General features: G+C 69.4%; 28 protein-coding genes. 15 read left to right on the forward strand and 13 right to left on the reverse strand.

All coding sequences use genetic code 11. From position 1 onward, the window contains the following. The first annotated feature begins 110 nt into the window (after positions 1-110). Both KXD97_RS03950 and KXD97_RS03955 read left to right on the forward strand, forming a co-directional pair. Positions 111-1,181: a ferredoxin--NADP reductase gene (locus KXD97_RS03950; RefSeq protein ID WP_260755558.1), complete on the forward strand. Its 1,071-nt coding sequence runs from the start codon at positions 111-113 to the stop codon at positions 1,179-1,181. Positions 1,182-1,203: 22 nt separating this feature from the next. Next, complete coding sequence (locus KXD97_RS03955) at positions 1,204-1,782, forward strand: hypothetical protein (RefSeq protein ID WP_260755559.1); 579 nt, start codon at positions 1,204-1,206, stop codon at positions 1,780-1,782. 6 nt (positions 1,783-1,788) lie between these two features. Here KXD97_RS03955 and KXD97_RS03960 read toward each other — a convergent pair whose 3' ends face one another. Further along, positions 1,789-3,912, reverse strand: coding sequence for an acyl-CoA dehydrogenase (locus KXD97_RS03960; protein WP_260755560.1), 2,124 nt, complete (start codon positions 3,910-3,912; stop codon positions 1,789-1,791). Positions 3,913-4,106: 194 nt separating this feature from the next. Here KXD97_RS03960 and kstR point away from each other — a divergent pair, with 194 nt between their 5' ends. After that, positions 4,107-4,814 carry a cholesterol catabolism transcriptional regulator KstR gene (kstR, locus tag KXD97_RS03965; protein ID WP_260755561.1) on the forward strand — a complete coding sequence of 236 codons (708 nt, stop codon included), beginning with the start codon at positions 4,107-4,109 and terminating at the stop codon, positions 4,812-4,814. Between the two features lie 3 nt (positions 4,815-4,817). Then, positions 4,818-5,579 (forward strand): trehalose-phosphatase, encoded by a 762-nt coding sequence (otsB, locus tag KXD97_RS03970; RefSeq protein ID WP_260755562.1) that lies wholly within the window; start codon positions 4,818-4,820, stop codon positions 5,577-5,579. Positions 5,580-5,589: 10 nt separating this feature from the next. Here the strand turns inward: otsB and KXD97_RS03975 are convergent, their stop codons facing one another. From KXD97_RS03975 to KXD97_RS03990, 4 genes are read right to left on the reverse strand one after another with little or no spacing between them, the layout of a single operon-like run. Beyond that, positions 5,590-6,690, reverse strand: coding sequence for a LacI family DNA-binding transcriptional regulator (locus tag KXD97_RS03975; protein ID WP_260755563.1), 1,101 nt, complete (start codon positions 6,688-6,690; stop codon positions 5,590-5,592). Positions 6,691-6,701: 11 nt separating this feature from the next. Further along, positions 6,702-7,574, reverse strand: a complete 873-nt coding sequence (locus KXD97_RS03980) for a metal ABC transporter permease (protein WP_260755564.1) — start codon at positions 7,572-7,574, stop codon at positions 6,702-6,704. Further along, the gene (locus tag KXD97_RS03985) at positions 7,571-8,356 is read right to left on the reverse strand and encodes a metal ABC transporter ATP-binding protein (protein ID WP_260755565.1); all 786 of its coding nucleotides are present in this window, start codon (positions 8,354-8,356) and stop codon (positions 7,571-7,573) included. The genes KXD97_RS03980 and KXD97_RS03985 overlap by 4 nt, the downstream gene beginning before the upstream one ends. Then, positions 8,343-9,296: a metal ABC transporter solute-binding protein, Zn/Mn family gene (locus tag KXD97_RS03990; RefSeq protein WP_260755566.1), complete on the reverse strand. Its 954-nt coding sequence runs from the start codon at positions 9,294-9,296 to the stop codon at positions 8,343-8,345. The genes KXD97_RS03985 and KXD97_RS03990 overlap by 14 nt, the downstream gene beginning before the upstream one ends. A 97-nt stretch (positions 9,297-9,393) precedes the next feature. On the opposite strand from KXD97_RS03990, the gene KXD97_RS03995 reads away from it, so the two are divergent. From KXD97_RS03995 to KXD97_RS04010, 4 genes are all read left to right on the forward strand, one after another. After that, positions 9,394-10,158, forward strand: coding sequence for a LamB/YcsF family protein (locus KXD97_RS03995; protein WP_260755567.1), 765 nt, complete (start codon positions 9,394-9,396; stop codon positions 10,156-10,158). Between the two features lie 98 nt (positions 10,159-10,256). Next, positions 10,257-11,465, forward strand: coding sequence for an MFS transporter (locus tag KXD97_RS04000; RefSeq protein ID WP_260755568.1), 1,209 nt, complete (start codon positions 10,257-10,259; stop codon positions 11,463-11,465). A 9-nt stretch (positions 11,466-11,474) separates the two neighbouring features. Continuing rightward, a complete protein-coding gene (locus KXD97_RS04005; RefSeq protein ID WP_260755569.1) occupies positions 11,475-12,389 on the forward strand; it encodes an MBL fold metallo-hydrolase in 915 nt (304 codons plus the stop codon). Continuing rightward, positions 12,380-13,621 carry an SLC13 family permease gene (locus tag KXD97_RS04010; RefSeq protein WP_260755570.1) on the forward strand — a complete coding sequence of 414 codons (1,242 nt, stop codon included), beginning with the start codon at positions 12,380-12,382 and terminating at the stop codon, positions 13,619-13,621. Before KXD97_RS04005 ends, KXD97_RS04010 begins: the two co-directional genes overlap by 10 nt. 10 nt (positions 13,622-13,631) lie before the next feature. On the opposite strand, the gene rlmB is transcribed toward KXD97_RS04010, so the two are convergent. Genes rlmB through carD form a run of 4 tightly spaced genes read right to left on the reverse strand, consistent with a single transcriptional unit; the run spans position 13,632 to position 17,078 of the window. After that, entirely contained in the window at positions 13,632-14,573 is a 942-nt protein-coding gene (gene rlmB / locus KXD97_RS04015; RefSeq protein ID WP_260755571.1) for a 23S rRNA (guanosine(2251)-2'-O)-methyltransferase RlmB, read from the reverse strand. Then, the gene (cysS, locus tag KXD97_RS04020) at positions 14,573-15,964 is read right to left on the reverse strand and encodes a cysteine--tRNA ligase (protein WP_260757829.1); all 1,392 of its coding nucleotides are present in this window, start codon (positions 15,962-15,964) and stop codon (positions 14,573-14,575) included. The genes rlmB and cysS overlap by 1 nt, the downstream gene beginning before the upstream one ends. Before the next feature lie 47 nt (positions 15,965-16,011). Beyond that, positions 16,012-16,566, reverse strand: coding sequence for a 2-C-methyl-D-erythritol 2,4-cyclodiphosphate synthase (gene ispF, locus KXD97_RS04025; RefSeq protein ID WP_260757830.1), 555 nt, complete (start codon positions 16,564-16,566; stop codon positions 16,012-16,014). A 23-nt stretch (positions 16,567-16,589) separates the two neighbouring features. Continuing rightward, positions 16,590-17,078, reverse strand: coding sequence for an RNA polymerase-binding transcription factor CarD (carD, locus tag KXD97_RS04030; protein WP_067954270.1), 489 nt, complete (start codon positions 17,076-17,078; stop codon positions 16,590-16,592). Positions 17,079-17,338: 260 nt separating this feature from the next. On the opposite strand from carD, the gene KXD97_RS04035 reads away from it, so the two are divergent. The 3 genes from KXD97_RS04035 (at position 17,339) to disA (ending at position 20,535) form a co-directional block, all read left to right on the forward strand. Continuing rightward, entirely contained in the window at positions 17,339-17,926 is a 588-nt protein-coding gene (locus tag KXD97_RS04035) for a hypothetical protein (protein WP_260755572.1), read from the forward strand. Between the two features lie 71 nt (positions 17,927-17,997). Further along, positions 17,998-19,386 (forward strand): DNA repair protein RadA, encoded by a 1,389-nt coding sequence (radA, locus tag KXD97_RS04040; protein ID WP_260755573.1) that lies wholly within the window; start codon positions 17,998-18,000, stop codon positions 19,384-19,386. A 69-nt stretch (positions 19,387-19,455) separates the two neighbouring features. Further along, complete coding sequence (disA, locus tag KXD97_RS04045; protein WP_396885337.1) at positions 19,456-20,535, forward strand: DNA integrity scanning diadenylate cyclase DisA; 1,080 nt, start codon at positions 19,456-19,458, stop codon at positions 20,533-20,535. An 18-nt stretch (positions 20,536-20,553) separates the two neighbouring features. On the opposite strand, the gene KXD97_RS04050 is transcribed toward disA, so the two are convergent. Further along, the gene (locus KXD97_RS04050; RefSeq protein WP_260755576.1) at positions 20,554-21,327 is read right to left on the reverse strand and encodes a hypothetical protein; all 774 of its coding nucleotides are present in this window, start codon (positions 21,325-21,327) and stop codon (positions 20,554-20,556) included. 59 nt (positions 21,328-21,386) lie between these two features. After that, entirely contained in the window at positions 21,387-22,007 is a 621-nt protein-coding gene (locus KXD97_RS04055) for a carbonic anhydrase (protein WP_260755577.1), read from the reverse strand. On the opposite strand from KXD97_RS04055, the gene KXD97_RS04060 reads away from it, so the two are divergent. Beyond that, on the forward strand, positions 22,006-22,908 hold the full coding sequence (locus KXD97_RS04060; RefSeq protein WP_313901346.1) for an A/G-specific adenine glycosylase: 903 nt from the start codon (positions 22,006-22,008) through the stop codon (positions 22,906-22,908). The two genes, KXD97_RS04055 and KXD97_RS04060, sit on opposite strands and share 2 nt — an antisense overlap. Positions 22,909-22,917: 9 nt before the next feature. On the opposite strand, the gene KXD97_RS04065 is transcribed toward KXD97_RS04060, so the two are convergent. Beyond that, entirely contained in the window at positions 22,918-23,898 is a 981-nt protein-coding gene (locus KXD97_RS04065) for a GlxA family transcriptional regulator (protein WP_260755578.1), read from the reverse strand. 72 nt (positions 23,899-23,970) lie between these two features. Here KXD97_RS04065 and KXD97_RS04070 point away from each other — a divergent pair, with 72 nt between their 5' ends. Continuing rightward, on the forward strand, positions 23,971-24,222 hold the full coding sequence (locus KXD97_RS04070) for a hypothetical protein (RefSeq protein ID WP_260755579.1): 252 nt from the start codon (positions 23,971-23,973) through the stop codon (positions 24,220-24,222). On the opposite strand, the gene KXD97_RS04075 is transcribed toward KXD97_RS04070, so the two are convergent. Then, entirely contained in the window at positions 24,205-24,960 is a 756-nt protein-coding gene (locus tag KXD97_RS04075; protein ID WP_260755580.1) for an alpha/beta fold hydrolase, read from the reverse strand. The two genes, KXD97_RS04070 and KXD97_RS04075, sit on opposite strands and share 18 nt — an antisense overlap. 39 nt (positions 24,961-24,999) lie before the next feature. Here KXD97_RS04075 and mhuD point away from each other — a divergent pair, with 39 nt between their 5' ends. Then, the gene (gene mhuD / locus KXD97_RS04080; RefSeq protein ID WP_260755581.1) at positions 25,000-25,320 is read left to right on the forward strand and encodes a mycobilin-forming heme oxygenase MhuD; all 321 of its coding nucleotides are present in this window, start codon (positions 25,000-25,002) and stop codon (positions 25,318-25,320) included. Further along, on the forward strand, positions 25,304-26,665 hold the full coding sequence (locus KXD97_RS04085) for a serine hydrolase (protein WP_260755582.1): 1,362 nt from the start codon (positions 25,304-25,306) through the stop codon (positions 26,663-26,665). Before mhuD ends, KXD97_RS04085 begins: the two co-directional genes overlap by 17 nt. Positions 26,666-26,670: the final 5 nt, after the last annotated feature.

Here is a 26,670-nt window from a genome sequence, read left to right on the forward strand (position 1 = left end):
TACGATTTGTGTCGAGTAGCGGTGTCCTGCAGCGGCTGGACCTGCGCACATGCATTTCTGTAACCTGTTCTAGTTATGACCGATCGCGGCGCGAAGAGAGGGCTCATCTTGTGACGGACGTAGCCGCCGACGAACCGCTGGGCGCGCATGTGCTCGAGCTGGAGATCGCCGACGTCATCGACGAGACGCCGGACGCGCGCTCGCTGGTGTTCAAATCCCCCGCCGACGCTCCCGTTGCGCCGGAGAAACTCCGGTATTCGCCGGGGCAGTTCCTCACCCTGCGGGTGCCCAGTGACCGCACCGGGTCGGTGGCCCGCTGCTACTCGCTGTGCAGCTCACCGTTCACCGGCGACCCGTTGACCGTCACGGTCAAACGCACCGCCAACGGGTACGCGTCGAACTGGTTGTGCGACAACGCCCATGCCGGAATGAAGATCCACGTGCTGGCCCCGTCGGGCACTTTCGTGCCGAAGAATTTGGACACCGACTTTCTGCTCCTCGCGGCCGGTAGCGGCATCACCCCGATGCTGGCGATCCTGAAATCGGCCCTGTCCGAGGGCAGCGGCAAGGTCACGCTGGTCTATGCCAATCGCGACGAGCAGTCCGTGATCTTCGCCGAGGCACTGCGTGATCTGGCGGGCAAGTACCCGGACCGGCTGACCGCGATCCACTGGCTGGAGTCGGTCCAGGGTCTTCCGAGCGTGTCCGCCCTGGCTGAGCTGTTCGCCCCCTACACCTCCCGCGAGGCGTTCATCTGCGGCCCCGGTCCATTCATGGCCGCCGCCGAGGAGGCCCTGACGACGGCGGGCCTGCCCGCCGAGCGCATCCACATCGAGGTGTTCAAGTCGCTGGAATCCGACCCGTTCGCGGCGGTGAAACTCGAACCCGACGACAGCGACGAGGGGCCCGCGACGGCGGTCGTGACGCTGGACGGACAAACCCACGAGGTGTCCTGGCCGCGCCGGGCAAAACTGCTCGACGTGCTGCTGGACAAGGGCCTCGACGCGCCGTTCTCCTGCCGCGAAGGGCACTGCGGCGCCTGCGCGGTGGTGAAGAAGTCCGGCGACACCGAGATGGAGGTCAATGACGTCCTGGAACAGCAGGACCTCGACGAGGGCCTGATCCTGGCCTGCCAGGCGCATCCGCGCTCGGATTCGGTCGAAGTCACCTATGACGAGTAGCAGGGGGATTACCTTCATCACGATGAACCGGCTCGCAGCGGCAAGTGCGGTCGCGCTGGCGGCGTTGGCTTTCGCCCACCCTCCGACGGCGACGGCCGCGTCCAACACCTCGATGTCCTCGATTCACGTCGACCCGGCCACACAGATCGAAATGCACGTCACCGCGAACTGCGAAGCGGCGCAGAACAGGTGCTTCTACCGGACCACGGCGAATCTGCTCACCCCCAACGGGCCGACCGGTTTCCCCGGTGACACCTGGGCGCGTCAGACCATCACACTGCGCAGCGACTCGCAGAACGTCTGGCAGGAAGCCTGGTACAGCGCGCCGGCGGGCACCCCGCGTGAACTCAAGGGGGCCAACCACGAGAACGTACTGTCACGCATGCTGAAATCGCTGCGCGATGTCGAGGTGTCGGTGACCTACTTCGGCGGCGGGCCGATCGAGCGCTTCACCACCGACGGTGACTCGGTGCCGACCGAGTGGACCACCGGGCAGCCGGCCAAGGGCTCGCAGTTCATCGTGTGCTCGCAGATCCAGGTGGTCTACGGCGGGGTGAACCTCACGACGCCCAGCGCATGCGCGCAGACGACGTTCGAGTAACACGGGTCAGCGGGGCAGGCCGAGCAGCCTCTCTCCCGCCATGGTCAGCAGGATCTGCTCAGTGCCGCCGGCGATCGTCAGGCAGCGGGTGTTGAGGAAGTCGTGCACCTGCGGGTTGACCACCGCGCCGGCGCCCTCAGACAGATCCATCCGGAACTCGGCCAGCGTCTGGCGGTACCGCACGCCGATGAGCTTGCGCGCGCTGGCCTGTGCGCCCGGGTCCTGACCCTCGACCGCGAGCTGAGCGATCCGCTGGTCCAGCAGCGAGCCGACCTGCGCAGTGACGATCAGCTGACCGAGCTGGTCCTGTTGCGCCCCATCGACTTCGAGCTCGGCCACCACGCGCAGCAGTTCCTCCATCGGGTTGCCCAGGGCGGTGCCCTGCGCCATCGCGACGCGCTCGTTGGCCAGCGTCGTGCGGGCCAGCCGCCATCCGTCGTTGACTTGACCGACCACCATCTCGTCGGGAACGAACACGTCGTCGAAGAACACCTCGTTGAACAGCTCGTCGCCGGTGATCTCGCGCAGCGGGCGGATCACGATGCCCGGGCTCTTCATGTCGACGAGGAAGTACGTGATGCCCTTGTGCTTCGGTGCGTCGGCGTCCGTCCTTGCCAGGCACACACCCCAATGCGCCTTCTGCGCCGCCGAGGTCCACACCTTCTGCCCGGTGAGCTTCCAACCTCCTTCGGCGCGAACGGCTTTGGTGCGCAGTGCCGCCAGGTCCGAACCGGCGCCGGGCTCGCTGAACAGCTGGCACCAGGCCAGCTCGCCGCGCAGGGTCGGCGGAACGAACTGTTCGACCTGTTCCGGGCTGCCGTGCTCCAAGATGGTCGGCACCGCCCACCAGCCGATCACCAGATCGGGACGCGTCACCCCTGCCGCGGCCAACTCCTGGTCGATCAGCAACTGCTCGGCGGGTCCGGCGGCGCGGCCGTGGGGACGCGGCCAGTGCGGCGCCAGCAGCCCGGTCTCGGCGAACGCGACCTGACGCTCGTTCTCCGGCGCGGCGGCGATTTCGGCCACCGCGGAGGCGATTTCGGGACGCAGATCTGCGACCGACTCCAAGTCGATGTGCAGTTCCCTGCGCACACCCTGCTGCGTCAGGGCCGCCACCCGCCGCAGCCAGCGCGACCGTCCGCCCAGGAACTGTGCGATGCCGTAGGCCCGCCGCAGGTACAAATGCGCATCGTGTTCCCAGGTGATGCCGATGCCGCCGAGCACCTGGATGCAGTCCTTGGCGTTGGCCTTGGCGGCGTCGATCGCGACCGACGCCGCCAGCGCCGCAGCGATTGACAGCTGATCGGCGTCCGGTTCGCCGGCCGCGCGGGCGGCGTCGGCGGCGGCGACGGAGACCTGCTCGGACCGCAACAGCATCTCGGCGCACATGTGCTTGATCGCCTGGAAACTCCCGATCGGCTTGCCGAACTGCTCCCGCACCTTCGCGTATTCGGTGGCGGTGTTCAGCAGCCAACGAGCCAGACCGGCCGCCTCGGCGGCCAGCAGCGTCGCGACCAGGTCGACGACCCGCTGCGCGGGCACTTCCAGTGTCTCGGCCGCCGCACCGTCGAGGACGACGCGGGCCAGCGGACGGGAGAAGTCGGTGGCGTCAAGCGATTCGACCGTCACCCCCTCGGAGGTGCCGTCGACCAGCAGCCAGGTGTCACCGGCGGGTAGCAGCAGCACTCCCGCCGGCTCCGCGCCGAGCACATACGGCGCGGTGCCCGACACCAGGCCGTCGGCGAAGTCCAGGTCGGCGGTCAGCGTGAGGCCCGCCGTGCGCTCACCGCCGGCCAGCGCCTCCAGCAGGCCGGCGTGCGAACCCGAGAGCACCAACGTGGCCAGCGCGGTGGTGACCACCGGTCCCGGCACCAGCGCCGCGGCCGCCTCGTCGAGCATCGCGGCCAGATCCGACACCGTGCCGTCGGCCCCGCCGTGTTCCTCGGGGAGTGCGACGCCGAAGATCCCTAGTTCGGCCAGACCGCCGTATGGTGAACGCCACGCGTCGCTGTTGCCCTGCTCTACATCACGCGCGGCCTCGATGGCGCGTGACGCTGCGGCCCAGGTCCGGACCAGTTCCCGTGCGGCGGACTGGTCGTCGGTGGTGGGAGCGGACGTTGAAGCCGACACCGTGTCTCCTAGCGATTGGGCGAGAAGACGATGCTTCTCACTAGAACGTGTTCTAATAGTGACAGCGTTCGACCGTCAAGTCGACCGCCTTCGCTGCAGGGCCCACGCGCGCGCCTGTGGCACGGAGAAGAGAAACGGGACCGGGATGCGTATCGTTCTCACCGGGGACGCATCACGAAGGAGCCATTCGCCGCATGTCGGGGACGTCGGAGTTCACAGCTGACAAAGCGCAGACGTCTGCGCGCGTCACGTCGGGCGCAGGCTCTGAGTCCCGACCCCGCCAGGTGACGAACGTCGCGGTGCTCGCCGAATCCGAACTCGGCTCCGAAGCGCAGCGTGAACGGCGTAAGCGCATCCTGGACGCCACCCTGGCGATCGCGTCGAAGGGCGGCTACGAAGCCGTCCAGATGCGCGCGGTAGCCGAACGCGCCGACGTCGCGGTGGGCACGTTGTACCGCTACTTCCCGTCGAAGGTGCATCTGCTGGTATCGGCGCTGGGCCGCGAGTTCGAGCGCATCGATGCCAAGACCGACCGGTCGGCGTTTCCCACCGGAGCCTCCGCCTATCAGCGGCTCAACATCATGGTCGGCAAGCTCAACCGCGCCATGCAGCGCAACCCGCTGCTGACCGAGGCCATGACGCGCGCATTCGTGTTCGCCGACGCGTCCGCTGCCGGCGAGGTCGACCACGTCGGCAAGCTGATGGACTCGATGTTCGCCCGGGCGATGAGCGACGGTGAGCCCACCGAGGACCAGTACCACATCGCCCGGGTGATATCCGACGTGTGGCTGTCCAATCTGCTGGCCTGGCTGACCCGGCGCGCGTCGGCCACCGACGTCGCCAAGCGGTTGGACCTGGCTGTGCGGTTACTCATCGGCGACGGTGAGCAGCCTAAGATCTGAGGGGTGGACCTCCCGCCCGAGCTTGTTCGCGCACTCTCCTCTGTGGCGGACACCCCGCGTCTCCTGGTCACCTCGGATTTCGACGGCACGCTCGCGCCGATCGTGAACAACCCGGCCGACGCGCGGCCGCTGCCGCCGGCCGCCGAGGCCCTCGTCGCACTGTCCGAATTGCCCTCGACGGCAACGGCGTTGATCTCGGGACGGGACCTCGACACGCTGCGCGCGTTGTCGTCGATGCCCGCGTCGGTGCATCTGGTGGGCAGCCACGGCGCGCAGTTCGCCTCCGGCTTCGCCCACGACATTGACCGCGAGCTCCTGAACGCCATCACCGACAGACTGCGTGAGATCGCCTCGGGCAGAACAGGTGTGCACGTCGAGACCAAACCGGCCAGTGTCGCTCTGCACGTCCGCAACGCGGCCCCCGCCGACGCCGACGCCGCCCTGGCGCAAGCATGGGAGTCAGCGCCGCAGTGGAACGCGCACGTGACCACGGGCAAGGCGGTGCTCGAGTTCGCCGTCATCTCGACCGACAAGGGAGAGGCGATCGACATCCTGCGCGCCGAACACGACGCGACGGCCGTGGTGTTCCTCGGTGACGACGTGACCGACGAGAAGGCGTTCACCCGGCTGCGGGATGCCGACGTCGGTGTCAAGGTGGGCCCGGGTGACACCGCCGCCCGCTACCGGGTGGACTCCCCCGATGACGTCACCCTCGTGCTGCAGCACCTCGTGAACCAGCGGCGGTCACACCCGCGCCTCACCTGAGCGGGGGTGATCAGGCGGGCGGCCCCGACGTGCGCCCGCGCACGACCTGCGTTTCGAGCACCTCGATGACCGGCAATCCCGACCGCGGCGGCTCGTGCAGCAGTTCGCCTGCCCGCCTTCCTTTTTCGATGCTCGGCTGCAGCACGGTGGTCAGGCCCCGGCGTCGCGCCTCGGGCACGCCGTCGAACCCCGTCACCGTCATCTGCCCCGGCACATAGACGCCCCGCGCGCGCAGATGGTCCATCGCGGACAACGCCAGCACGTCGGCGGTGCACATCAGCGCGGTGATCCGCGGGTTGGCGGCGAGCGCGACGTCCGCAGCCGATCCACCGGAGGTGGGCAGGTGCTCGTAACTCTCCACGACGGTCAACGATTCCGGATCCAGGCCCGCCGCCGACATCGCGTCACATAATCCGCGGATGCGCTCACCCTGAACGTGGAAGTGCGGGCTGCGCAGTCGTTCCGGGTCGGCCAGCACCGGGCCGGGTCCGCCCCGGGGCCAGTCGCGACCGAGCCGCATGGTCAGCAAGCCGATCTCGCGGTGCCCGAGCTCGATGACGTGTTCGGCGAGCCGCCGCATCGCGGCACGGTCGTCGATGCCCACGTGCGAGGCCCCGGGCACGTCCCGCGGCTGGTCGACCACCACGACCGGTAGATGGCGCTCGAGCACCGCGGGCAGATACGGGTCGTCGTCGGATGCGGAGTACACCGCGAACCCGTCCACGCCGGCGGCAAGCACCGCGGCCGAGCCCTCGGCCACACTGCGGTTGGGGCCCACCGCGACCAGCAGCAGGCCCTGGCCCACCGCCTCGCACGACTCAGCCAGCCCGGCGACGAAGTCGAGCGCGGCGGGGTCGCTGAAGGAATAGTTGAGCGGTTCGGTGATCACCAGACCCACCGCGCCTGCCTTGCGGGTGCGCAGCGAGCGTGCCACCGGGTCGGGTCCCGGATAGCCCAGCCGTTTGGCGGTGGAAAGCACACGCTCGCGCAACTCGGCCGAGAGCTGGTCGGGTCTGTTGTACGCATTGGAGACGGTGGTGCGCGACACCTTGAGTTCGGCGGCCAGCGAGGCCAGGGTCGCGCGCCGTCGGGGCGTCGGACTCCTGGTCATGCTCCCCGACGTTAGTGGATGGCGCCCGTCGCCGACCTACGACTCGGTCGCGGCGCCCGGCAACCGGCCCACACCGCCAGCCACACCGCGCACGCGATCGACACGATCACGAAGCTGGGCGGCAGGTTGAACATCGCCGAGAACGTCAGGCCGACCCACACCGAGACCAGGCCGATCACCGCCGACGCCGCCATCGCGGCGACCGGGCGCGCCGTGAGCATCAGCGCCGTCGCGGCCGGGGTCACCACCAACGCGAACAGCAGCAGCGTGCCCACCGCCTGCACTGCCATCGTCACCGTCAGTCCGAGCAGCACCATGAACGCGATAGACAAGGCGCGCACCGGAATGCCCTTGGCTTCAGCGACTTTGCCGTTGACCGAGCTGAACAGCAGCGGCCGGAAGATGAACGAGATACCCAGGGCGGTCAGCACCAGGAGCGTGAGGAATGACAGCAGCTGTTCGGTGCTGATCGCCAGCAGGTTGCCGAACAGCACGTTGGTCAGCGTGGAGGAATTGCGGGTGGCCAGCGAGTTGAAGAACAACCCCAGACCGGTGGCGAACGCCAGCACGGTGCCGGTGGCGACCTCCCGTTCGGCGGCTCGTTTCCCCAGCGCGCCGATCACCAGCGCACCGCCGACGCAGAACACCCCCAGCCCCACCGCAGCGGGCAGGCCGATGAGCACGGCACCCGTGGCGCCCGGCAGACCGATGTGGGCCAGTGCGTGCGCGGCGAACGCGATGTGACGCACCACGATGAAGTACCCCATCAAGCCGGCCGCGAGAGCGACGATGGTGCCGCCCAGCCACGCGTTGCGCATGAAGGACGAACCCAGGATGTGCAGCCAGTTGTCCTGATACCCCAGCGCTACGACGGTGTGGGTCACTGCCCGCTCCGCATGTAGAGCTCACCCTGCAGGGTGTGGGCGACCTGGATGCTGGTCCCGTACATGTGGGTGAGCAGTGCGGAATCGACGACGCGGTCCAGCGGCGCGTGGTGGGCGTGCCCGTCGAGCAGGTAGATCGCGCTGTCGAGGACCGTCAGCAGCGGGTTGAGGTCGTGTGCCACCACCAAGACGGTCACGCCGAGCTCGCGCTTGAGCCGGCCCAGCACCGCGACGATCTCGTGCTGGTTGCGCAGGTCGAGGGAGGCCAGCGGCTCATCGAGGATCAGCATCCGCGGCCGGGCCACCAATGCACCGGCCAGCGCGATCCGCTGCCGCTGCCCACCGGACAGGTCCGAGAGGCGGCGATCGGCGATCTCGAGGCCGTCGACCCAGCCCAGCGCCTCGTCGACGCGCGCGCGATCGGCGGCGCCGGTGCGCCCGAAACCCCACCGCCGGCCGGTAAGGCCGAGCAGCACCGCATCGCGGGCACGGATCGCCTCGTTGGCATTGGCATCGTAATTCTGTGGGACGTAACCGATCTCGTCGTTGACCGCACCCGGGCGACGGCCGTACACCCGGACTTCGCCCGATGAGGGGGCGAGCAAACCGAGGATCACCTGCAGCAGCGTGGTCTTGCCCGACCCGTTGGGCCCGATGACGGCCACGAACCGGCCCGCATCGACGCGGAACGTCGACTCGCTCCACACCGTGCGCCCACCCCGTTCGACGCTGACGTCGTCGAAGGTCAGCGCCGGGACGGCGGCCGGCTCAGGTTCCGACACCGAGCGCCCCGGCCAGAGAATTCAGTTGCGCCACCTGCCAATCCTGAAACGAATCGGCGTCGTCGGGAAGTGTTTCGGTGACCTCGACCACGGCGATCCCGGCGCCCTCGGCCGCAGAGCGGATCTGTTCGGGTACCGATCCCTCGGTCTGGACGTTGTAGATCAGCACGTCGGCGCCCCGGTCGGCGAGCAACTGCAGGAATGCGTCGAGATCAGCCGGCGACGGCTCGCTCTCGTTGGCGGCTGCGGCCCGGTAGCCGCGCGGGGTTCGGTCGACCAGCCCCAGCGCGGTCGCCATGTCGTCGAACACGCTCTCGGTGGTCACGTAGGTCTTTCCGGCGGCGCCGGCCCTGATTGCGGCGATCGCGTCGCGGTACGGAGTCATCGACGCATCGAATTCGGCCCGGCGCTCGGCGAAGTAGTCCGTCGCCGCCGACGACAGCGTCGTCAGCTCGGCGGTCACTGCGTCGGCGACCTCGGTCACCGCGTCGGGGTTGTACCAGACGTGCGGGTTGCCCTCGTGATCGTGATCGTGCCCGTGGTCGTGGCCCGCCTCCTCACCGTGCCCGCCACTGAGCTCGACCGCATTGACGACCGGCGCATCGGCGGCCGAGGTCGCGGCGAGTTTGGTCGCCCACTCGTCGTAGTGGCCGCCGTTGACGACCACCAGTTGCGCGCCCTCGAACGCGACCGCATCCGACGGGGCCGGTTCGTAGTCGTGCGGGTCGACCGACGAGCCGGCCAGCACCGTGGTCACCGAAGCGCACGCGCCGCCGAGCTGGGAGACGATGTCGCCCCATTGGTCGACGCTGACGACGACGTTCACCGGTTCGGTCGGGCACTCCGGGCCCTGCGCCTCAGGCGACGACGTGTCCCCACCGCCGCACGCGGACAGGGCGAAGGGAAGACAGGCGACGAGGGACGCGGCGAGCGCACGCATATTCCGGGACGTACCAAACACATCGCAACGATAACCGTTTTCAATAACGAGTGCACATCGTCGTGGCGACCGTCACGCGGACACTAGGCTCGACGTCATGGCACCGGTCTCCGTTGACCTCAACGCCGACCTCGGTGAGGGCTTCGGGGTCTGGACCCTCGGTGACGACGACGCGATGCTCGAGATCGTCACATCGGCCAACGTGGCGTGCGGATTCCATGCCGGCGACCCCGCCACGCTGCTCAAGGTGTGCCGCGCCGCCGCGGCCCGTGGGGTGAGGATCGGCGCCCAGGTCAGCTACCGCGACCTGGCCGGTTTCGGCAGGCGCTTCATCGACGTCAGTACCGAGGACCTGGTCGCCGACGTGATGTACCAGATCGGGGCGCTGTCGGCGCTGGCCGCCGCCGCCGGCTCCACCGTGTCCTACGTCAAACCGCACGGGGCGCTGTACAACTCGATCGTCACCCACCGCGCGCAGGCACAGGCCGTCGCGCAAGCCGTGCATGCCGTCGACCCGGCGCTGCCGGTGCTCGGCCTGGCCGGCTCGGTGTTCTTCACCGCCGCCGACGAACTCGGGCTGCGCACCGTGCCCGAGGCGTTCGCCGACCGGGCCTACCGGCCCGACGGACAGCTGGTCTCGCGCCGCGAGCGCAATGCGGTGCTGCACGACCTCGACGAGATCGCCGACCGGGTGATCTCCATGGTCACCGCCGGACGGGTGACCGCGGTCGACGGTTCGACGATCCCGATCACCGTCGAGTCGGTGTGCGTCCACGGCGACTCGCCCGGCGCGGTGCGCATCGCCACGGCGGTGCGTGAACGGCTGACAGGCGACGGTGTGACACTGGCCCCGTTCACCTGAGGGCCCCGGGAATATCCCCCACCCCGCCGGGTTTGTGTCTGGCGGACTCCGACGTAACCTCGTCGGGTTCGGCACACGTCAATCAGCCGTCGGAGGTGATGAGGATCGTCGCGTTCGACCCTCCGGCGACTCCCCCACAGCGGTGGGCCTACCCGCTGCTGCTCGTGCTCAGCGGGGTGGCGCTCGGGGTGTCCGGGCTGCCGGCGCCGCTGTACGGCATTTACGAGACCCACTGGCACCTCTCGCCGCTGGCCACCACGGTCGTGTTCGCGGTGTACGCCGTCGCCGCGCTGGCGGCGGTACTGGTCTCGGGTCGGATCTCCGACGTGGTGGGCCGCAAACCGGTACTCGTCGCCGCGCTGCTCGCGCTGATGGTGGGGCTCGGGGTGTTCCTGGTCGCCGACAGCATGGGGATGCTGCTGCTGGCCCGCACCATCCACGGCGCGGCGGTGGGTTCCATCGTCGTCGCCGGCGCTGCGGCGCTGCTGGACCTGCGGCCCGACCACGGTGTGCGCGCCGGGCAGCTCAGCGGCGTCAGCTTCAACATCGGCATGACCGTGGCGATCCTCGGGTCCGCGCTGCTCGCGCAATACGCCCCTCATCCACTGAGAACGCCGTACGCGGTGGTCGCGGTGATCTGCCTGGCCGTCGGCGTCGGCCTGCTGGCCCTGCGCGAGACCCACACCACCCGCACCCGCGGCCCCATCCGGATCGCCAAACCCGCGGTACCGCAGCAGATCCGGGGCGACTTCTGGTTCTCCGCACTCGGCGCGATGGCTTCCTGGTCGGTGCTCGGGGTGCTGCTGTCGCTGTACCCGTCGCTTGCCGCGCGCCAGACCCACATCGACAACCTGGTGTTCGGCGGCGCCGTCGTCGGCACCACGGCCTTCGCCGCCGCACTGGCGCAGTTGGCCGCCACCCGCATCCCGGCCAGGTACGCCGCGATCACCGGTGACACCGGCATGGCCGCTGCGCTGCTGCTCACGATCCCGGTGCTGCTGACCCATCAGTGGCAGCTGGTGTTCGTCGCGGCGGCGCTGCTCGGCGCGACCTTCGGACTCGGCTTCGGCGGCTCGTTGCGGCACCTGTCGGACGTCGTCCCCGCTGACCGGCGTGGCGAGACGATGTCGGCGTTCTATCTGCTGGCCTATACCGCGATGGCGGTGCCCACCCTGATCGCGGGCTGGGCCGCCACACGCTGGGATCTGGCCGCGGTGTTCCCGTGGTTCGCAGGCACAGTGGCCGCGGCCTGCCTGGGTGCCGCGATCGCCGGGCTGCGCAGCATCAGGGCGGCCCGCACCGCTTAGGGTGGCGTCATGCGCCTGAAGGCCGGGCGGCCTGACCTGCAGGCCTACTCCGCGTATTTCGATCTGCCGGCAGCGGCACCGTCGGCCTCGGTGACCGTGACGTGGGCTGGGGTGACCACCCTGCTCATCGACGACGGCCGGTCGGCGGTGCTGACCGACGGCTTCTTCTCCCGGCCGGGACTGCTCACCGTCGCCACCCGGCCGCTGCGCCCGTCGCGCCGCCGCATCGACGACGCGCTGTCACGGCTCGGCGTGCGTCGCCTGGAGGCTGTCACCCCGGTGCACACCCACTACGACCATGCGATGGATTCCGCACTCGTCGCCGAACTGACCGGTGCCCGGTTGATCGGCGGGACATCGGCGGCGCACCTCGGCCGCGGGCACGGACTGGACCGGGTCGAGGTCGTCACCCCCGGTGAGACCGTCACCGCGGGCAACTTTGAGCTCACCCTCATCCAGGGCAACCACTGCCCGCCGGACCGGTTCCCCGGCAGCATCACCGCACCGGTGAAGCCGCCGGCCCGCGCGTCGGCCTACCGGTGCGGCGAAGCGTGGTCAGCCGTCGTGCACCATCGCCCCAGCGGTCTCGGACTGCTGGTCGTCGGCAGCGCGGGATTCCTGCCGGGCGCGCTTGCCGGCCGTCGCGCCGACGTGGTGTATCTCGGTGTCGGGCAGCTGGGTCTGCAACCGGAAAGCTATCTGGTCGAGTACTGGGCGCAGACGGTACGGACCGTCGGGGCACGCCAGGTGGTGCTGATTCACTGGGACGACTTCTTCCGCCCACTGCACAAACCGTTGCGCGCGTTGCCGTTCGCTGCCGACGACCTCGATGCGTCGATGCGCGTGCTGTCCCGGCTGGCCGCCGAGGACGGCGTCGGACTGCACCTGCCCACGCTGTGGCGGCCGGCCGCTCCGTGGAACTGACCGTCTCCGTCGCGGCGCTGGCCGCGGTGCTCGGCTTCGCGCTGCTCCGGCCGCACCGCTGGCCTGAGGCCGTGGTGGCGGTCCCCGCAGCCGGTGTGGTGATCGCCGCCGGCGCCATCTCCCCAGACGACGCGATCACCGAGGTCGCCCGGCTGACACCGGTGGTCGGCTTCCTGGCCGCGGTGCTGGTGCTGGCCCGGTTGTGTGATGACGTGGGATTGTTCCACGCGGCCGGGCAGCTGATGGCCCGTGCCACCACAGGCGGCCAGAACCGGCTGCTGGCCTCTGTTTTCGCGATCGCCGCCGGGGTGACCGCGGTCCTGAGCCTGGACGCCACGGTGGTATTGCTGACGCCCGTCGTGCTGGCCACCGCACGCACGCTCGCGGTGCCGGCCCGACCCCACGTCTATGCCACCGCGCATCTGGCCAACACCGCGTCACTGCTGCTGCCGGTGTCGAACCTGACCAATCTGCTGGCCTTCAGCGCGGCCGGATTGTCGTTCCTGCATTTCGCGGCGGCCATGTCGCTGCCCTGGATGGCCGCAATTCTCGTCGAATTCGCGCTGCTGCGTTGGATTTTCGCCAAAGACCTGGCGGTGCGGCCGCGGCGGCAGCCGCCCACCGCTCCCGTCGAGATGCCGCTGTTCGCGCTGGTGGTGGTCGGACTGACGCTGCTCGGTTTTGCCGTCACCTCGCTGCTGGGACTCTCACCGGCGTGGGCGGCACTGGCGGGCGCGGCGGTGCTCGGTGTGCGGGCGCTGGTCGAACACCGCACCACAGTCCCAAGGATCGCCGCCGCCGCCGACGTGCCGTTCCTGGCATTCGTGCTGTGCCTGGGTGTTGTGGTCGCCGCGGTGATGCGCAGCGGTCTGGAGCCGGCGATGCACCGGCTGCTCCCGGACGGTCAGGGGTTCGCGGCGCTGCTCGGGATCGCGGCGGTGGCCGCTGTGCTGTCCAACGTCGTCAACAATCTGCCGGCGGTCCTGGTGCTGCTGCCGTTGGTGACCGCGGCCGGTCCGGCCGCCGTGCTCGCGGTGCTGATCGGGGTCAACATCGGACCCAACCTCACCTACGTCGGCTCATTGGCGAACCTGTTGTGGCGCAACGTGGTCCGGCGCGACATGAAGGCCGGCTTCGCCGAGTTCAGCCGCGTCGGCGTGTGCACCGCACCGCTGACCCTGCTCGCCGCGGTGCTGGGGCTGTGGGTGTGGATCCAGCTGTTCGGGCTTTAGGCCCATCGGCTCAGCCGCGGCGCTGCCTGGCGATCTCGGCGAGCACCACGCCCGCTGCGACCGACGCGTTGAGCGATTCGGTAGGCCCGGCCATCGGGATGGACACGATCGCGTCACAGTTCTCCCGGACCAGCCGGGAAAGTCCCTTGCCCTCGGAACCGACCACCACCACGATCGGACCGTCGGCGTCGAGCTGGTCGATCGTGGTGTCGCCGTCGGCGTCGAGGCCGACGACCTGCAGGCCCGCGTCGGCCCACTGCTTCAGTGTGCGGTTCAGGTTGGTGGCCCGCGCGACGGGCAGGCGCGCCGCCGCGCCCGCGCTGGTGCGCCACGCCACCGCGGTGACCGACGCAGAGCGGCGTTGCGGGATGAGCACACCGTGGCCGCCGAACGCGGCGACCGACCGAACGATCGCGCCGAGGTTGCGCGGATCGGAGATGTTGTCCAGAGCGACCATCAGCGGCGGCGCCGCATCGGCCTTGGCCTCGGCGAGCAGATCGTCGGGATGGGCGTAGTTGTATGGGGGCACCTGCAGCGCCAGACCCTGGTGCATGCCGTTGGACGCGATCCGGTCCAGGTCGTGTCGCGGCACCTCCAGGATCGAGATGCCCTTGTCCGCGGCGATGTGCACGGCCTCGGTGAGCCGCTCGTCGGAGTCGGCGCCCAGCGCCACGTACAACGCCGTGGCGGGCACCCCGGCGCGCAGGCACTCGAGGACCGGGTTGCGCCCAAGCACGATCTCGGTGTCGTCGGTCTTCTTGTGCCGGCCCTGAGCCTGCCGTGCCGCCTTCGCGGCCCGCTTGCCGGCCGGGTGATGGGGTCGCTGATGCGCCGGTGGGGTTGCGCCCTTGCCCTCCAGCCCGCGCCTGCGCTGACCGCCGGACCCGACGGTCGGCCCCTTCTTGGTTCCGGCCTTGCGCACCGCACCGCGACGCTGTGAATTGCCCGCCATTACTTATCCGTTCCGTCCAGTAGTGACCACTGGGGACCGTCGGCGGTGTCGGTCACCTCGATACCCGCCTCCTTGAGGCGGTCGCGGATGGCATCGGCCTCGGCCCAGTCGCGCCGGGCGCGGGCCTCCTCACGGCGGCGCACCTCCGCCTGGACCAGCACGTCGACCGCGGCCAGCGCCGCCGAGGTCTCGTCGCGGGACTCCCAGCGCTCGTCGAGTGGGTCGGCGCCGAGAATGCCCATCATCGCCCGGATCGACATGGCGTGGTCGAGTGCCGCGTCGTGGTCCCCGGCGTCGAGCGCCCGGTTGCCTTCCGCCCGCGCGGCGTGCACCTCGGCCAGCGCGGCGGGCACCGCCAAATCGTCATCGAGCGCGGCACCGAACTTCGGCGTCCACTGTCCGGGAACGACGGCGCCGACGCGGGTGCGCACCCGGTGCAGAAAGTCCTCGATGCCGGTGTAGGCCCTGGCCGCGTCCTGCAGGGCGGTCTCGGAGAACTCCAGCATGGACCGGTAGTGGGCGCTGCCCAGGTAGTAGCGCAGCTCGGCCGCCCGAACCCGTTGCAGGACAGCGGGAATCGCAAGCACGTTGCCCAGCGACTTACTCATCTTCTCGCCGCCCATGGTGACCCAGCCGTTGTGCAGCCAGAACCGGGCGAAAGCGTCGCCGGCAGCCTCGGCCTGCGCGATCTCGTTCTCATGGTGCGGGAACACCAGATCCATACCGCCGGCGTGAATGTCGAACTCCGACCCGAGGTAGGACTCGCACATCGCGACGCATTCGGTGTGCCAGCCGGGACGGCCGCGGCCCCACGGCGTCGGCCACGACGGCTCACCGGGTTTGGCGCCCTTCCACAGCGTGAAGTCACGCTGGTCGCGCTTGCCCGTCGCGACGCCCTCGCCCTGGTGGACATCGTCGATCCTGTGGCCGGACAGCTTGCCGTAATCGGGCAGCGTGGACACGTCGAAGTACACGTCGCCGTCACCGGTGTAGGCGTGGCCGCGCTCGATCAGCCGCCCGATCAACTCGACCATCTGGGTGATGTGCCCGGTTGCGCGCGGTTCGGCAGACGGCGGGAGCACCCCGAGCGCGTCGTAGGCCGCGCTGAACGCGCGTTCGTAGGTGGCGGCCCACTCCCACCACGGGCGGCCCGCGTCGGCGGCCTTGGTAAGGATTTTGTCGTCGATGTCGGTGACGTTGCGGATAAACGCGACGTCGAAGCCTTTGGCGGTGAGCCAGCGTCGCAGCACGTCGAACGCGACACCGCTGCGCACGTGGCCGATGTGGGGCAGGCCCTGCACCGTCGCGCCGCACAGGTAGATGGAGACGTGGCCGGGCCGCAGTGGCGCAAAGTCGCGCACACCGCCAGACAACGTGTCATAGAGCCGCATGACAGCTGCGGGGCTTTCGGTCACGACCGGCCAGCTTACCGGCAGGTTCAGGCTGAACCCGCATCGCGGCGGGCCGACTCCTCGCGCAAGCGCTCGTCGGTGCTCGCCGACTCCTCGCGCAAGCGCTCGTCGGTCACCACCAGGGCCGTCGCTATCGCAGCCAGACCCTCGCCCCGGCCGGTCAGACCCAGGCCGTCGGTGGTGGTCGCCGACACCGACACCGGCGCACCGAGCAGTTCGGAGAGTAGCTTCTGAGACTCGGCGCGGCGCGGGCCGATCTTGGGCCGGTTCCCGATCACCTGCACGGCGGCGTTGCCGACGCGCAGGCCTGCGGCGGCCAACAGAGAATGCACGTGCCGAAGCATGTCGGCACCGCTGACTCCCCGCCATTGTGGCCGGTCGGTGCCGAACACTTCGCCGATGTCGCCCATGCCCGCTGCGGACAGCAGCGCGTCGCAGAGAGCATGGGCGGCCACGTCACCGTCCGAGTGGCCGGCGCAACCGTCTGCGTCATCGAACAGCAGACCCAGCAGCCAGCACGGACGACCGGATTCGATGGGATGTACGTCAGTGCCGAGCCCGACGCGGATGCTCGGCGGTATCACAGCCGCATCAACAGGTGCGACTAGGACGCTGCGGCGAGGACTTCGTCCAGAATCGTCGCGGCCTTGGCGTCATCGGTGTTCTCGGCAAGCGCGAGTTCACCCACCAGGATCTGGCGAGCCTTGGCCAACATGCGCTTCTCACCCGCAGAAAGGCCGCGCTCCTGATCGCGACGCCACAGGTCGCGAACGACCTCGGCGACCTTGTTCACGTCACCGGAAGCCAGCTTCTCCAGATTGGCCTTGTACCGCCGCGACCAGTTGGTCGGCTCCTCGGTATGCGGTGCCCGCAACACCTGGAAGACCTTGTCCAGGCCCTCCTGCCCGACAACATCGCGCACGCCCACGTATTCGGCGTTGTCTGCGGGCACTCGAACGGTGAGATCACCCTGGGCGACCTTCAGGACGAGATACTCCTTCTGCTCGCCTTTGATGGTCCGGGTTTCGATCGCCTCGATCAACGCAGCACCGTGGTGTGGATAGACGACGGTGTCTCCGACCTTGAAAATCATCAGTTTCGAGCCCCTTTCACCCCTCGATCTTAACACGGGCCGTTATCCGGTGCGGATCAACGATGCAGGTCAGGGGCACCGATGGTCTGCGCCAGGGGTTGACACCACAGCGAATCCGTGCATCGCCACGCCCCGATCGCGGGCGTGACGGGAGCGGCCCCGACCTCCGCTACCGCGGCAATTCATCACCTACTACTCTGCATAGTCGAACCACGGTGCCCGGCGGGAAATGTCACCGCCGGCTAAGCAGGAGGCCCCCAGTGAACCCCTTCAAACGGCGCTCTTCTGTCGTCGCCGCGCTGGCGACTTGCGGTGTGGCCGCGTCGGTCGTGCTCAGCGGCTGCGGCGCCGGGCAGGTCTCCCAGACCGCGACGCAGGAGCCCGCGGTCAACGGCACGAGTGGCAACGTCGGCAGCATTGCGCTGCGCAACGTCCACCTCCGCGCCCCTCAGACCACCGACTACGTACAGCCCGGCACCGAGGTCGAGTTGCTGTTCGTCGCGGCGAACGCCTCGGCCGACGTCCCCGACAAGCTGGTCAAGATCACCTCCGACATCGGCGAGGTCATCCTGACCGGCGACGGCGCCGTGCCGGTGAACGGTTCACTCCTGGTCGGCGCACCCGATGGCCAGATCTCGGCGCTGGAAAGCGTGGAACCGGCCGACGCGGCCGAGGCCACCGTGGAGTTGAACAAGCCGATCACCAACGGCCTCACCTACGACTTCACCTTCACCTTCCAGAACGCCGGCGAGACGACCGTGCCGGTGCCGATCTCGGCCGGTGAGACCCCGCGCCGGGACGCCGGAGGCGGCGGTGGAGCCACCCACGGCGGGGGTGGCGGACACTAGACCGCCGTCCGGCGCGACACGGTTGCGAGCGCCACCGGCGTTCTGTCGGTGCCGACGGCTACGGTCAGCGCGTGGCCCCGACAAAATCGAAAGTACGTTCGCAATACCGTTGCTCGGAGTGCCATCACGTCACCCCTAAATGGGTGGGTCGATGCTCCGAATGCGGCACCTGGGGCACCGTCAACGAGGTGGCGCTGAGCGCGGTCGGCGGTTCTGCCGCCAGGCGTCCGGTCGCGCCGGCCTCCCCTGCGGTACCGATCAGCTCGATCGACCCGGGCACCACCCGGCATTTCCACACCGGCATCAGCGAACTCGACCGGGTGCTCGGCGGCGGCGTGGTCCCCGGCTCGGTGACCCTGCTCGCCGGAGATCCCGGGGTCGGCAAGTCGACCCTGCTGCTGGAGGTGGCCCACCGCTGGGCCTCGACCGGCCGGCGTGCGCTGTACCTGTCGGGCGAGGAGTCGGCCGGGCAGATCAGACTGCGCGCCGAGCGCACCGGCTGCACCCACGACGAGGTCTACCTCGCCGCCGAGTCCGACCTGCAGACTGCGCTCGGCCACATCGACGTCGTGGCACCCAGCTTGGTCGTCGTCGACTCCGTGCAGACCATGTCGACCACCGAGGCCGACGGGGTGACCGGCGGAGTCACCCAGGTCCGCGCCGTCACCACCGCACTGACCATGACGGCCAAGACGACCGGTGTCGCGATGCTGCTCGTCGGACACGTCACCAAGGACGGCGCGATCGCCGGGCCGCGGTCCCTGGAGCACCTCGTCGACGTCGTCCTGCACTTCGAGGGCGACCGCGCGTCCGCGCTGCGCATGGTCCGCGGCATCAAGAACCGTTTCGGCGCCGCCGACGAGGTCGGGTGTTTCCTGTTGCACGACAACGGAATCGAATGCGTATCCGATCCATCCGGGTTGTTCCTCGACCAGCGGCCCAAGCCGGTGTCGGGCACCGCGGTCACGGTCACGCTCGACGGCAAGCGGCCCATGATCGGAGAGGTGCAGGCCCTCATCGGCGCGCCGGCCAGCGGCAGCCCCCGGCGGGCCGTCAGTGGCATCGACTCGTCCCGCGCGGCGATGATCACCGCGGTGCTGGAGAAGCGGGCGCGGCTGCCGGTCGGCACCAACGACATCTACCTGTCCACCGTCGGCGGCATGCGACTGACCGACTCCTCCTCGGACCTGGCCGTGGCCCTGGCGATCGCGTCGGCCTACACCGATCTCGCGCTGCCCACCACCGCGATTGCGATCGGCGAGGTCGGCCTGGCCGGGGATCTGCGCCGGGTGACGGGCATGGACCGCAGGCTGGCCGAGGCGGCCAGGCTCGGGTTCACCTGCGCGGTCGTCCCGGCCGGGGTGGCGTCGGCGCCGCCCGGGCTGCAGGTGCTGTCGGCGGACAACATCACCTCGGCATTGCAGGTGCTGCGGCGCATCAGCCAGAATGGCGCGAACTGACAGTCCAGCGCAGACCGTGGAGACGATGTGGCCGTGAAGTCGACGACAGCCCGGGCTGCGCGCACGGTCGTGCCACTGGTACGCCCGACGCTGCGTGAAACGATCGCGCGGCTGGCCCCCGGGACGCCACTGCGCGACGGCCTGGAACGCATCCTGCGCGGTCGCACCGGCGCGCTGATAGTGATCGGCTACGACGACAGCGTGGAGGCCATCTGCGACGGTGGCTTCTCCCTGGATGTGCGGTACGCGCCGACGCGGCTGCGGGAGCTGTCGAAGATGGACGGGGCGGTGGTGCTGTCCAGCGACGGCAGCCGCATCCTGCGGGCCAACGTCCAGCTGGTACCCGATCCGTCCATCCCCACCGAAGAGTCCGGAACCAGGCACCGGTCCGCCGAGCGCACCGCGATCCAGACCGGCTACCCGGTGATCTCGGTGAGTCACTCGATGAGCATCGTGACCGTCTACGTCGCCGGCGAGCGCCACGTGGTGCCCGAGTCGGCGACCATCCTGTCGCGCGCGAACCAGACCATCGACACGCTCGAGCGCTACAAGACGCGTCTCGACGAGGTCAGCCGGCAGCTGTCGATGGCCGAGATCGAGGACTTCGTGACGCTGCGGGACGTGATGACCGTCGTGCAGCGATTGGAGATGGTGCGCCGGATCAGCCTGGAGATCGACTCCGACGTGGTCGAGCTCGGCACCGACGGGCGTCAGCTCAAGCTGCAGCTCGACGAACTGGTCGGCGACAACGACACCGAGCGCGAGCTGATCGTTCGCGACTACCACGCCAACCCCGACCCGCCCACGTCGGCGCAGGTGACCGCGACGCTGGAGGAGCTCGACGCGCTGTCGGACAACGAGCTGCTGGACTTCACCACACTCGCGCGGGTTTTCGGCTACCCGTCGACGGCCGAAGCGCAGGACTCGGCGATGAGCTCACGCGGCTACCGGGCGATGGCGGGTATCCCGCGGCTGCAGTTCGCGCATGTCGACCTGCTCGTCCGCAATTTCGGCTCGCTGCAGGGGCTACTCGCGGCCAGCGCCAGCGACCTGCAGTCGGTCGAAGGCATCGGCTCGATGTGGGCCCGCCACATCAGAGAGGGCCTGTCTCAGCTGGCCGAGTCCACGATCGCCGACCGGCTCGCCTGAGCCGACCGGCCGCCTGGCTCAGCCGATGGGTCCGGGCGGCTGCCCGGGGCCCTGGGGGGGAAGGTTGCCCGGCGCGGCCGCGGGCTGGGCCAGGATGAACGGCACCGTCGCCGACCGCAGATTGCCCAGCTGCACGACGAGGTTGTAGGTGCCGGGGCCGATGGGTTGCCGCGGCAGCGGGCAATTCGGCGCCGAACCCATGCCGGTCCAGGTGACCTCGGTGGTGACCTGCTCGCCCGGCTGGAAGGTCTTGATCAGCGTCTCGTTGGACGGCGCGCAGTCGAGGTTCGACCACAGCCGCTCGTTGTTCAGCGAATACACGTAGGCCGCGAGCACGGCCGCCCCGACATCACGCTGGCAGGCGACCAGACCGATGTTGGTGACCACCATCGTGAATTTCGGCTGATCGCCCACGATGTACTGCGGCTGGTTGGTGATGCCCTTGACGGCGAGCGTGGAATCCGGGCAGTCGTCGCCCTCTTTCAGGATGGGCGGCGGTACCACCGCGGCCGTCGGGGTTGGGGTCGGCGGCGGGGCCTGCTGCGCCGGCGGCTGGATCGGCGTCTTGACGTTGGGATCCTCACCCGGCAGCGGCGGTGGCGGGGCTGCCTCGGCGCTGGGCGCCTCCGACTCGTTGGCCGTCGGCTGCTCACTGCTGGTGCTGTTCATCACGACGACCGCGACCACAGCGGCGACGATCGCGATGACCAGCACGGCGATGCCGGCCGCGAGCGCCCTGCGGCGCCAGTAAATCTGCCTGGGCAGCGGCCCATGTGGTTCTAGATCCAGCACATCATCACGGTAAGGCCAGGTCACGCCGCCTTGTCCGACGTGCCCCGGCGTGTCGCGCCTCAGGCTTCGCCGATGTCCCCGATATGGTCACGCAAGACCACCTGACCGTCGGCCAGGTGATAGGTCAGCCCCACGATCGCCAGTTTCCCGTCCCGCACCGCCTCGGAGATCGCGGTGGAGCGGCTCAGCAGCTGCCTGCCGGTCTCGGTGACGTGGCGGGCCTCGAACTCGTCGACCCGAGTCAACCCGTCGCGGCGGCCCAACAGGATCGACGGCGTCACCCGCTCCACGACGTCGCGGACGTACCCGGACGGCACGACTCCTTCGTCGAGCGCCGACAGTGTCGCTCCGACCGCGCCGCAGCTGTCGTGGCCGAGCACCACGATCAGCGGAACGCTGAGCACGGTGACGGCGTACTCGATGGAGCCCAGCACTGCGCCGTCGATCACGTGGCCGGCCGTGCGGACGACGAACATGTCGCCGAGGCCCTGGTCGAAGATGATCTCGGCGGCGACCCGGCTGTCCGCACAGCCGAACACCACCGCGGTCGGCTTCTGCGCGGCCGCCAGCTTGGCTCGGTGCTCGATGCTCTGACTCGGGTGCTCGGGACGCCCGGCAACGAAACGCTCGTTACCCTCTTTGAGTGCTTTCCAGGCGGTCAACGGGCTCGTGTTCGGCATGGCCGTCATTCTGCCTGAGCCGGTCGCGATGATCGATCCCGAGGACCTGATCAACTGGTATGAGGATGCCCAGCGGGACCTGCCGTGGCGCAGGCCGGGCGTCTCGGCGTGGCAGATCCTGGTCAGCGAGTTCATGCTGCAGCAGACCCCGGTGGCGCGGGTGCAGCCGATCTGGGTGGCCTGGATCGAGCGCTGGCCGACACCCTCGGCGACCGCCGCCGCGGGCGCCGCCGAGGTGCTGCGCGCGTGGGGCAAGCTCGGCTATCCGCGGCGGGCCAAGCGGCTCCACGAATGCGCCACGGTGATCGCCGCCGAACACGGCGACGTGGTGCCCGCCGATGTCGACACGCTGCTGTCGCTGCCGGGCATCGGGACCTATACCGCGCGAGCTGTGGCCTGTTTCGCCTACGGGCAGCGAGTTCCGGTCGTGGACACCAACGTTCGCCGTGTGGTGGCCCGCACCGTGCACGGCCTCGCCGACGCCGGCTCCCCGTCGACGCGCGACCTCGCCGACGTCGAGGCACTGCTGCCCGGTCACGACAGGGCGGCCCGATTCTCGGTGGCGCTCATGGAGTTCGGCGCGACGGTGTGCACGGCCAGGGCCCCCCGGTGCGGGGTGTGCCCGCTGCCACGGTGTGCGTGGCGCTCGCGCGGTTTCCCTGCGGGCAGCGGCCCGGCCAAGCGGGTGCAGAAGTATGCCGGCACCGACCGGCAGGTGCGTGGCCGCCTCCTGGATGTGTTGCGCGCCAGCGTTTCTCCGGTGTCACGTGAGCAGCTCGACCTCGCGTGGACGACCGACACCGCGCAGCGCGATCGGGCCCTGGACTCGCTGCTGGTCGACGGGCTGGTGGAGCAGACCGCGGACGGCCGCTTCGCGCTGTGCGGCGAGGGCAGTTGTTGAGGATGGCCGCTACGCCAGCACGGCCACCTTCGCTTCGGATTCCGCGGAGTTGAACTGCCGGCGGTAGTCCGACGGCGTCACCCCGATGATGCGGCGGAAGTGGTGACGTAACAGCGTCGAGGTGCCGAAGCCGGACCGTTCGGCGATGCTGTCGACGTCCAGAGTGGTCTCTTCGAGCAGGCGGCGTGCGTAGAGCACCCGCTGGTCGGTCACCCATTGCATCGGGGTGCGGCCGGTCTCCTCGACGAAGCGGCGCGCGAACGTGCGCCCCGACATGTGGGCCCGCCGCGCGAGCGTGGTGACGGTGTGCGGCTTGTCCAGGTTGGCCAGGATCCAGTCCAAGTGGGGGGCGAACCGCTCGGAACACTTCACCGGGATCGGCTGCTCGATGTACTGCCGTTGCCCGCCGTCGCGCTGGGGTGGCACCACCATGCGGCGGGCGATGGTGTTGGTGACCTCGCTGCCGAGCTCGCGGCGCACCAGGTGCAGGCACGCGTCGATGCCGGCGGCGGTGCCCGCGCTGGTGATGAGGTTGCCGTCGTCGACGAACAGCACGTTGCGGTCGACCCGGGCAGTCGGATACAGCTGCGCGAGCTCGTCGGCGTGCATCCAGTGCGTGGTGCACGGACGCCCGTCGAGCAGACCTGCGGCGCCGGCGACGAATGCCCCCGAGCACACGGTGAGGATGATCGACCCCGCGTCGGCCGCGCGCCGCACCGCGTCGAGCGCCTCAGGCAGGTAATCGGCGCCGCCGATGGCCGGTATCGCCACCAGATCAGCCCCGAGCAGGTCGTCGAGGCCGTGGTCAGGGGTGAGCGAGGCCCCCACCGAGGTCCGCAGCGGCTTACCCGGCTCCGGACCGCACACCTTGAAGTCGAAGTTCGGCACCCCGTCGCCGGAGCGGTCGATGCCGAAGACCTCGCAGATGACCCCGAACTCGAACACCGCGAGGTTGTCGAGCACCAGCGCCGACACACTTTTCAACGTCATGGCAGTATCTTATCGACAGATGTCACTTCTGCCACTGTTGGCCGGATATTGCCTGAACGCACTATTGCTGCCATGAGTATCGCATTGCCCTATCTGATCCTGTTTTCTCCGTTCGCGCTGGCAGCGGTCCTGGGTTGGGCCGCCCACCGCTCCGGCACCCTCCGTGTGCACCTCGACCAGTTCCGCTGGGCAGCACCGATGGCCGGGCTGTTGTTCCCCGACCGCGACCGCGACCGGGAACAGCACGACCTCGACGCGATCCGCACCAGGTTCGAGGAGCACCCGAGTTGGCCTGTCCCGAGCGCGTCAGGCGAACGTCGTTAGAAACTCCGTCACGGCGTCCCGATATTTCCGCGCGGCGTCGTCGTGGATGAGGTGCCCGGCGCCGGGCACATGCAGATACCGGGCCGCCGGCGACATCTCGGCCATCGCGCACATCTGCCCCGGCGGGGCCACCGACGCCTCCGCCTCCATCAGCAGGGCCGGCACCGCGACTGCCCGCCACTGGTCCCAATAGTCCCGTCTCCCCCACTCCGCGGCGATCTCGATCCACTTGGCGGGGTGGCCGTGCAACCGCCAGCCCGTGGCCGTCCGGTCGAACGCCTCCAGGAAGTACTGCCCGGCCACCGGCCCGAACTCGGCGTACACCTGATCTGCCGAGCCGAACTCGACCGGCAGGGCGTGCACCCACGGTTCCCACGGGCCCGTCGTCCGGCCCCGGAAGTCCGGCGCCATGTCCTCCACGACCAGCGCCGCGACCAGATCCGGACGCTCGGCCGCCAGACACCACGAGTGCAGCGCTCCCATCGAATGCCCCACCATGACAGCGGGCTCGTCGAGTTGCGTGACCGCGTCGCCGAGATCGGCCACGAACCGTTCGGTGCAGATCGGATGCGGATCGGCGACATCCCGGCCCCGGTGCCATGGCGCATCGTAGGTGTACACCCGGCCCAGCTGCGTCAGCCACGGCAGCTGCCTCGGCCAGGTGCTGCCCCGGCCCATCAGGCCGTGCACCAGGACCAGTGGACGCCCGCGACCACCGTGGAAGGTGAGCAGATCCATCAATCCATCATGCCGACGGGGCGCGGTAGCCTGAACGCCATGTCCACCAAGACCCCTGTGGTGAAGATCAACGCAATCGAGGTCCCGGCGGGCGCCGGCCCAGAGCTGGAGAAGCGGTTCGCCCACCGCGCCCACGCCGTCGACAACCAGCCCGGCTTCCTGGGCTTCCAGCTGCTGCGCCCGGTCAAGGGCGAGGACCGCTACTTCGTCGTCACCCAGTGGGAGTCCGACGAGGCGTTCCAGGCCTGGGCCACCGGCCCGGCCATCGAGGCGCACGCCGGTGAGCGCGCCAACCCTGTGGCCAAGGGTGCCTCACTGCTGGAGTTCGAGGTCGTGCTCGACGTTGCGGGGACTGACTAACAGGGCGCAGGCAGGCCGGACCCGACGCAGAGCGGCCACGCTGGTGGTCGCCCTGGTCAGTGTCGCCTCCCTGGCCTGCGGGTGTGCAGCCACGCACCCGGCTCCGGCCGACGCCGCGTACGGCGCGCCCATCCAGATCAACACGCCCCAGGGTCTGCGGGCCAAGCAGACCATGGACATGCTCAACAGCGACTGGCCGATCGGCGAGGTCGGCGTCCGCACGCTGGCCGCCCCGCAGGCCGTCGAGCACGTCGGCGTCACTCTCGACCGGATGTGGTGGGACAGGCCGTTCACCGTGACCGACGTCGACGTCGGGGCCGGGCACGCGAAGCTCGACGTGCTCACGTCCTATGGCGTCGCCCAGACGATCGAGCTGCGCACCGATGACGCCGGCATGGTGGACCGGTTCAACGTCGAATTGGTGCCTCCGGTCGTCGAGGAGTGGTCCGACATCGACGAACTGCTGACCGGGGCGGGAGCGCGTTACTCCTACCAGGTGGCCAAGGTCGACGACGGGCGGTGCGTCAAAGTGGCGGGTTCCAACACCGACATGTCCCTGCCACTGGCGTCGATCTTCAAGCTCTACGTGCTGCTCGCCGTCGCCGACGCGGTCAAGGCGGACACCCTGGAGTGGACGGACACCCTGACGATCACCGAGGACGCCAAGGCCGTCGGTTCGTCGGCGTTCGACGACCTTGACCCCGGCGCCACGGTCTCGGTACGCGAGGCCGCCCAGCAGATGATCTCGGCCAGCGACAACATGGCCACCGACCTGCTGATCGAACGGCTCGGACCCGGAGCCATCGAGCGGGCGCTGGTCGCGGCCGGACATCACGATCCGGCGAGCATGACGCCGTTCCCGACGATGCACGAGCTCTTCTCGGTCGGCTGGGGCACCCCGGATCTGCGCGAGCAGTGGAAGCAGGCCTCGCGTGAGGGCCGCGCGCAGCTGCTGCAGCAGACGAATTCCCGCCCCTACGAACCGGACCCGAAGCGCACTCACGAGCCCGCGTCGGACATCGGCGCCGAATGGTACGGCAGCGCCGCCGACATCTGCCGGCTGCACGCCGCGCTGCAGAAAGGCGCGGTGGGTGAGGCGGCCCCGGTGAAGGACATCCTGTCGGCGGTCCCCGGCATCGATCTGGACCGCCGGGAGTGGCCCTACATCGGTGCCAAGGCGGGCAATCTGCCCGGCGACCTGACGTTCAGCTGGTACGCCGTCGACGCGTCCGGTCAGCCGTGGGTGGTCAGCCTGCAGTCGAACTGGCCGGAGTTCCGCAGCCAGACAGCTGCGGCGTGGCTGATGTCGATCGCCCGGCAGACCTTCGAGCTGATCCCGAACTGAGCAGC

Source organism: Mycobacterium sp. SMC-8 (assembly GCF_025263565.1).
Classification (GTDB): Bacteria; Actinomycetota; Actinomycetes; order Mycobacteriales; family Mycobacteriaceae; genus Mycobacterium.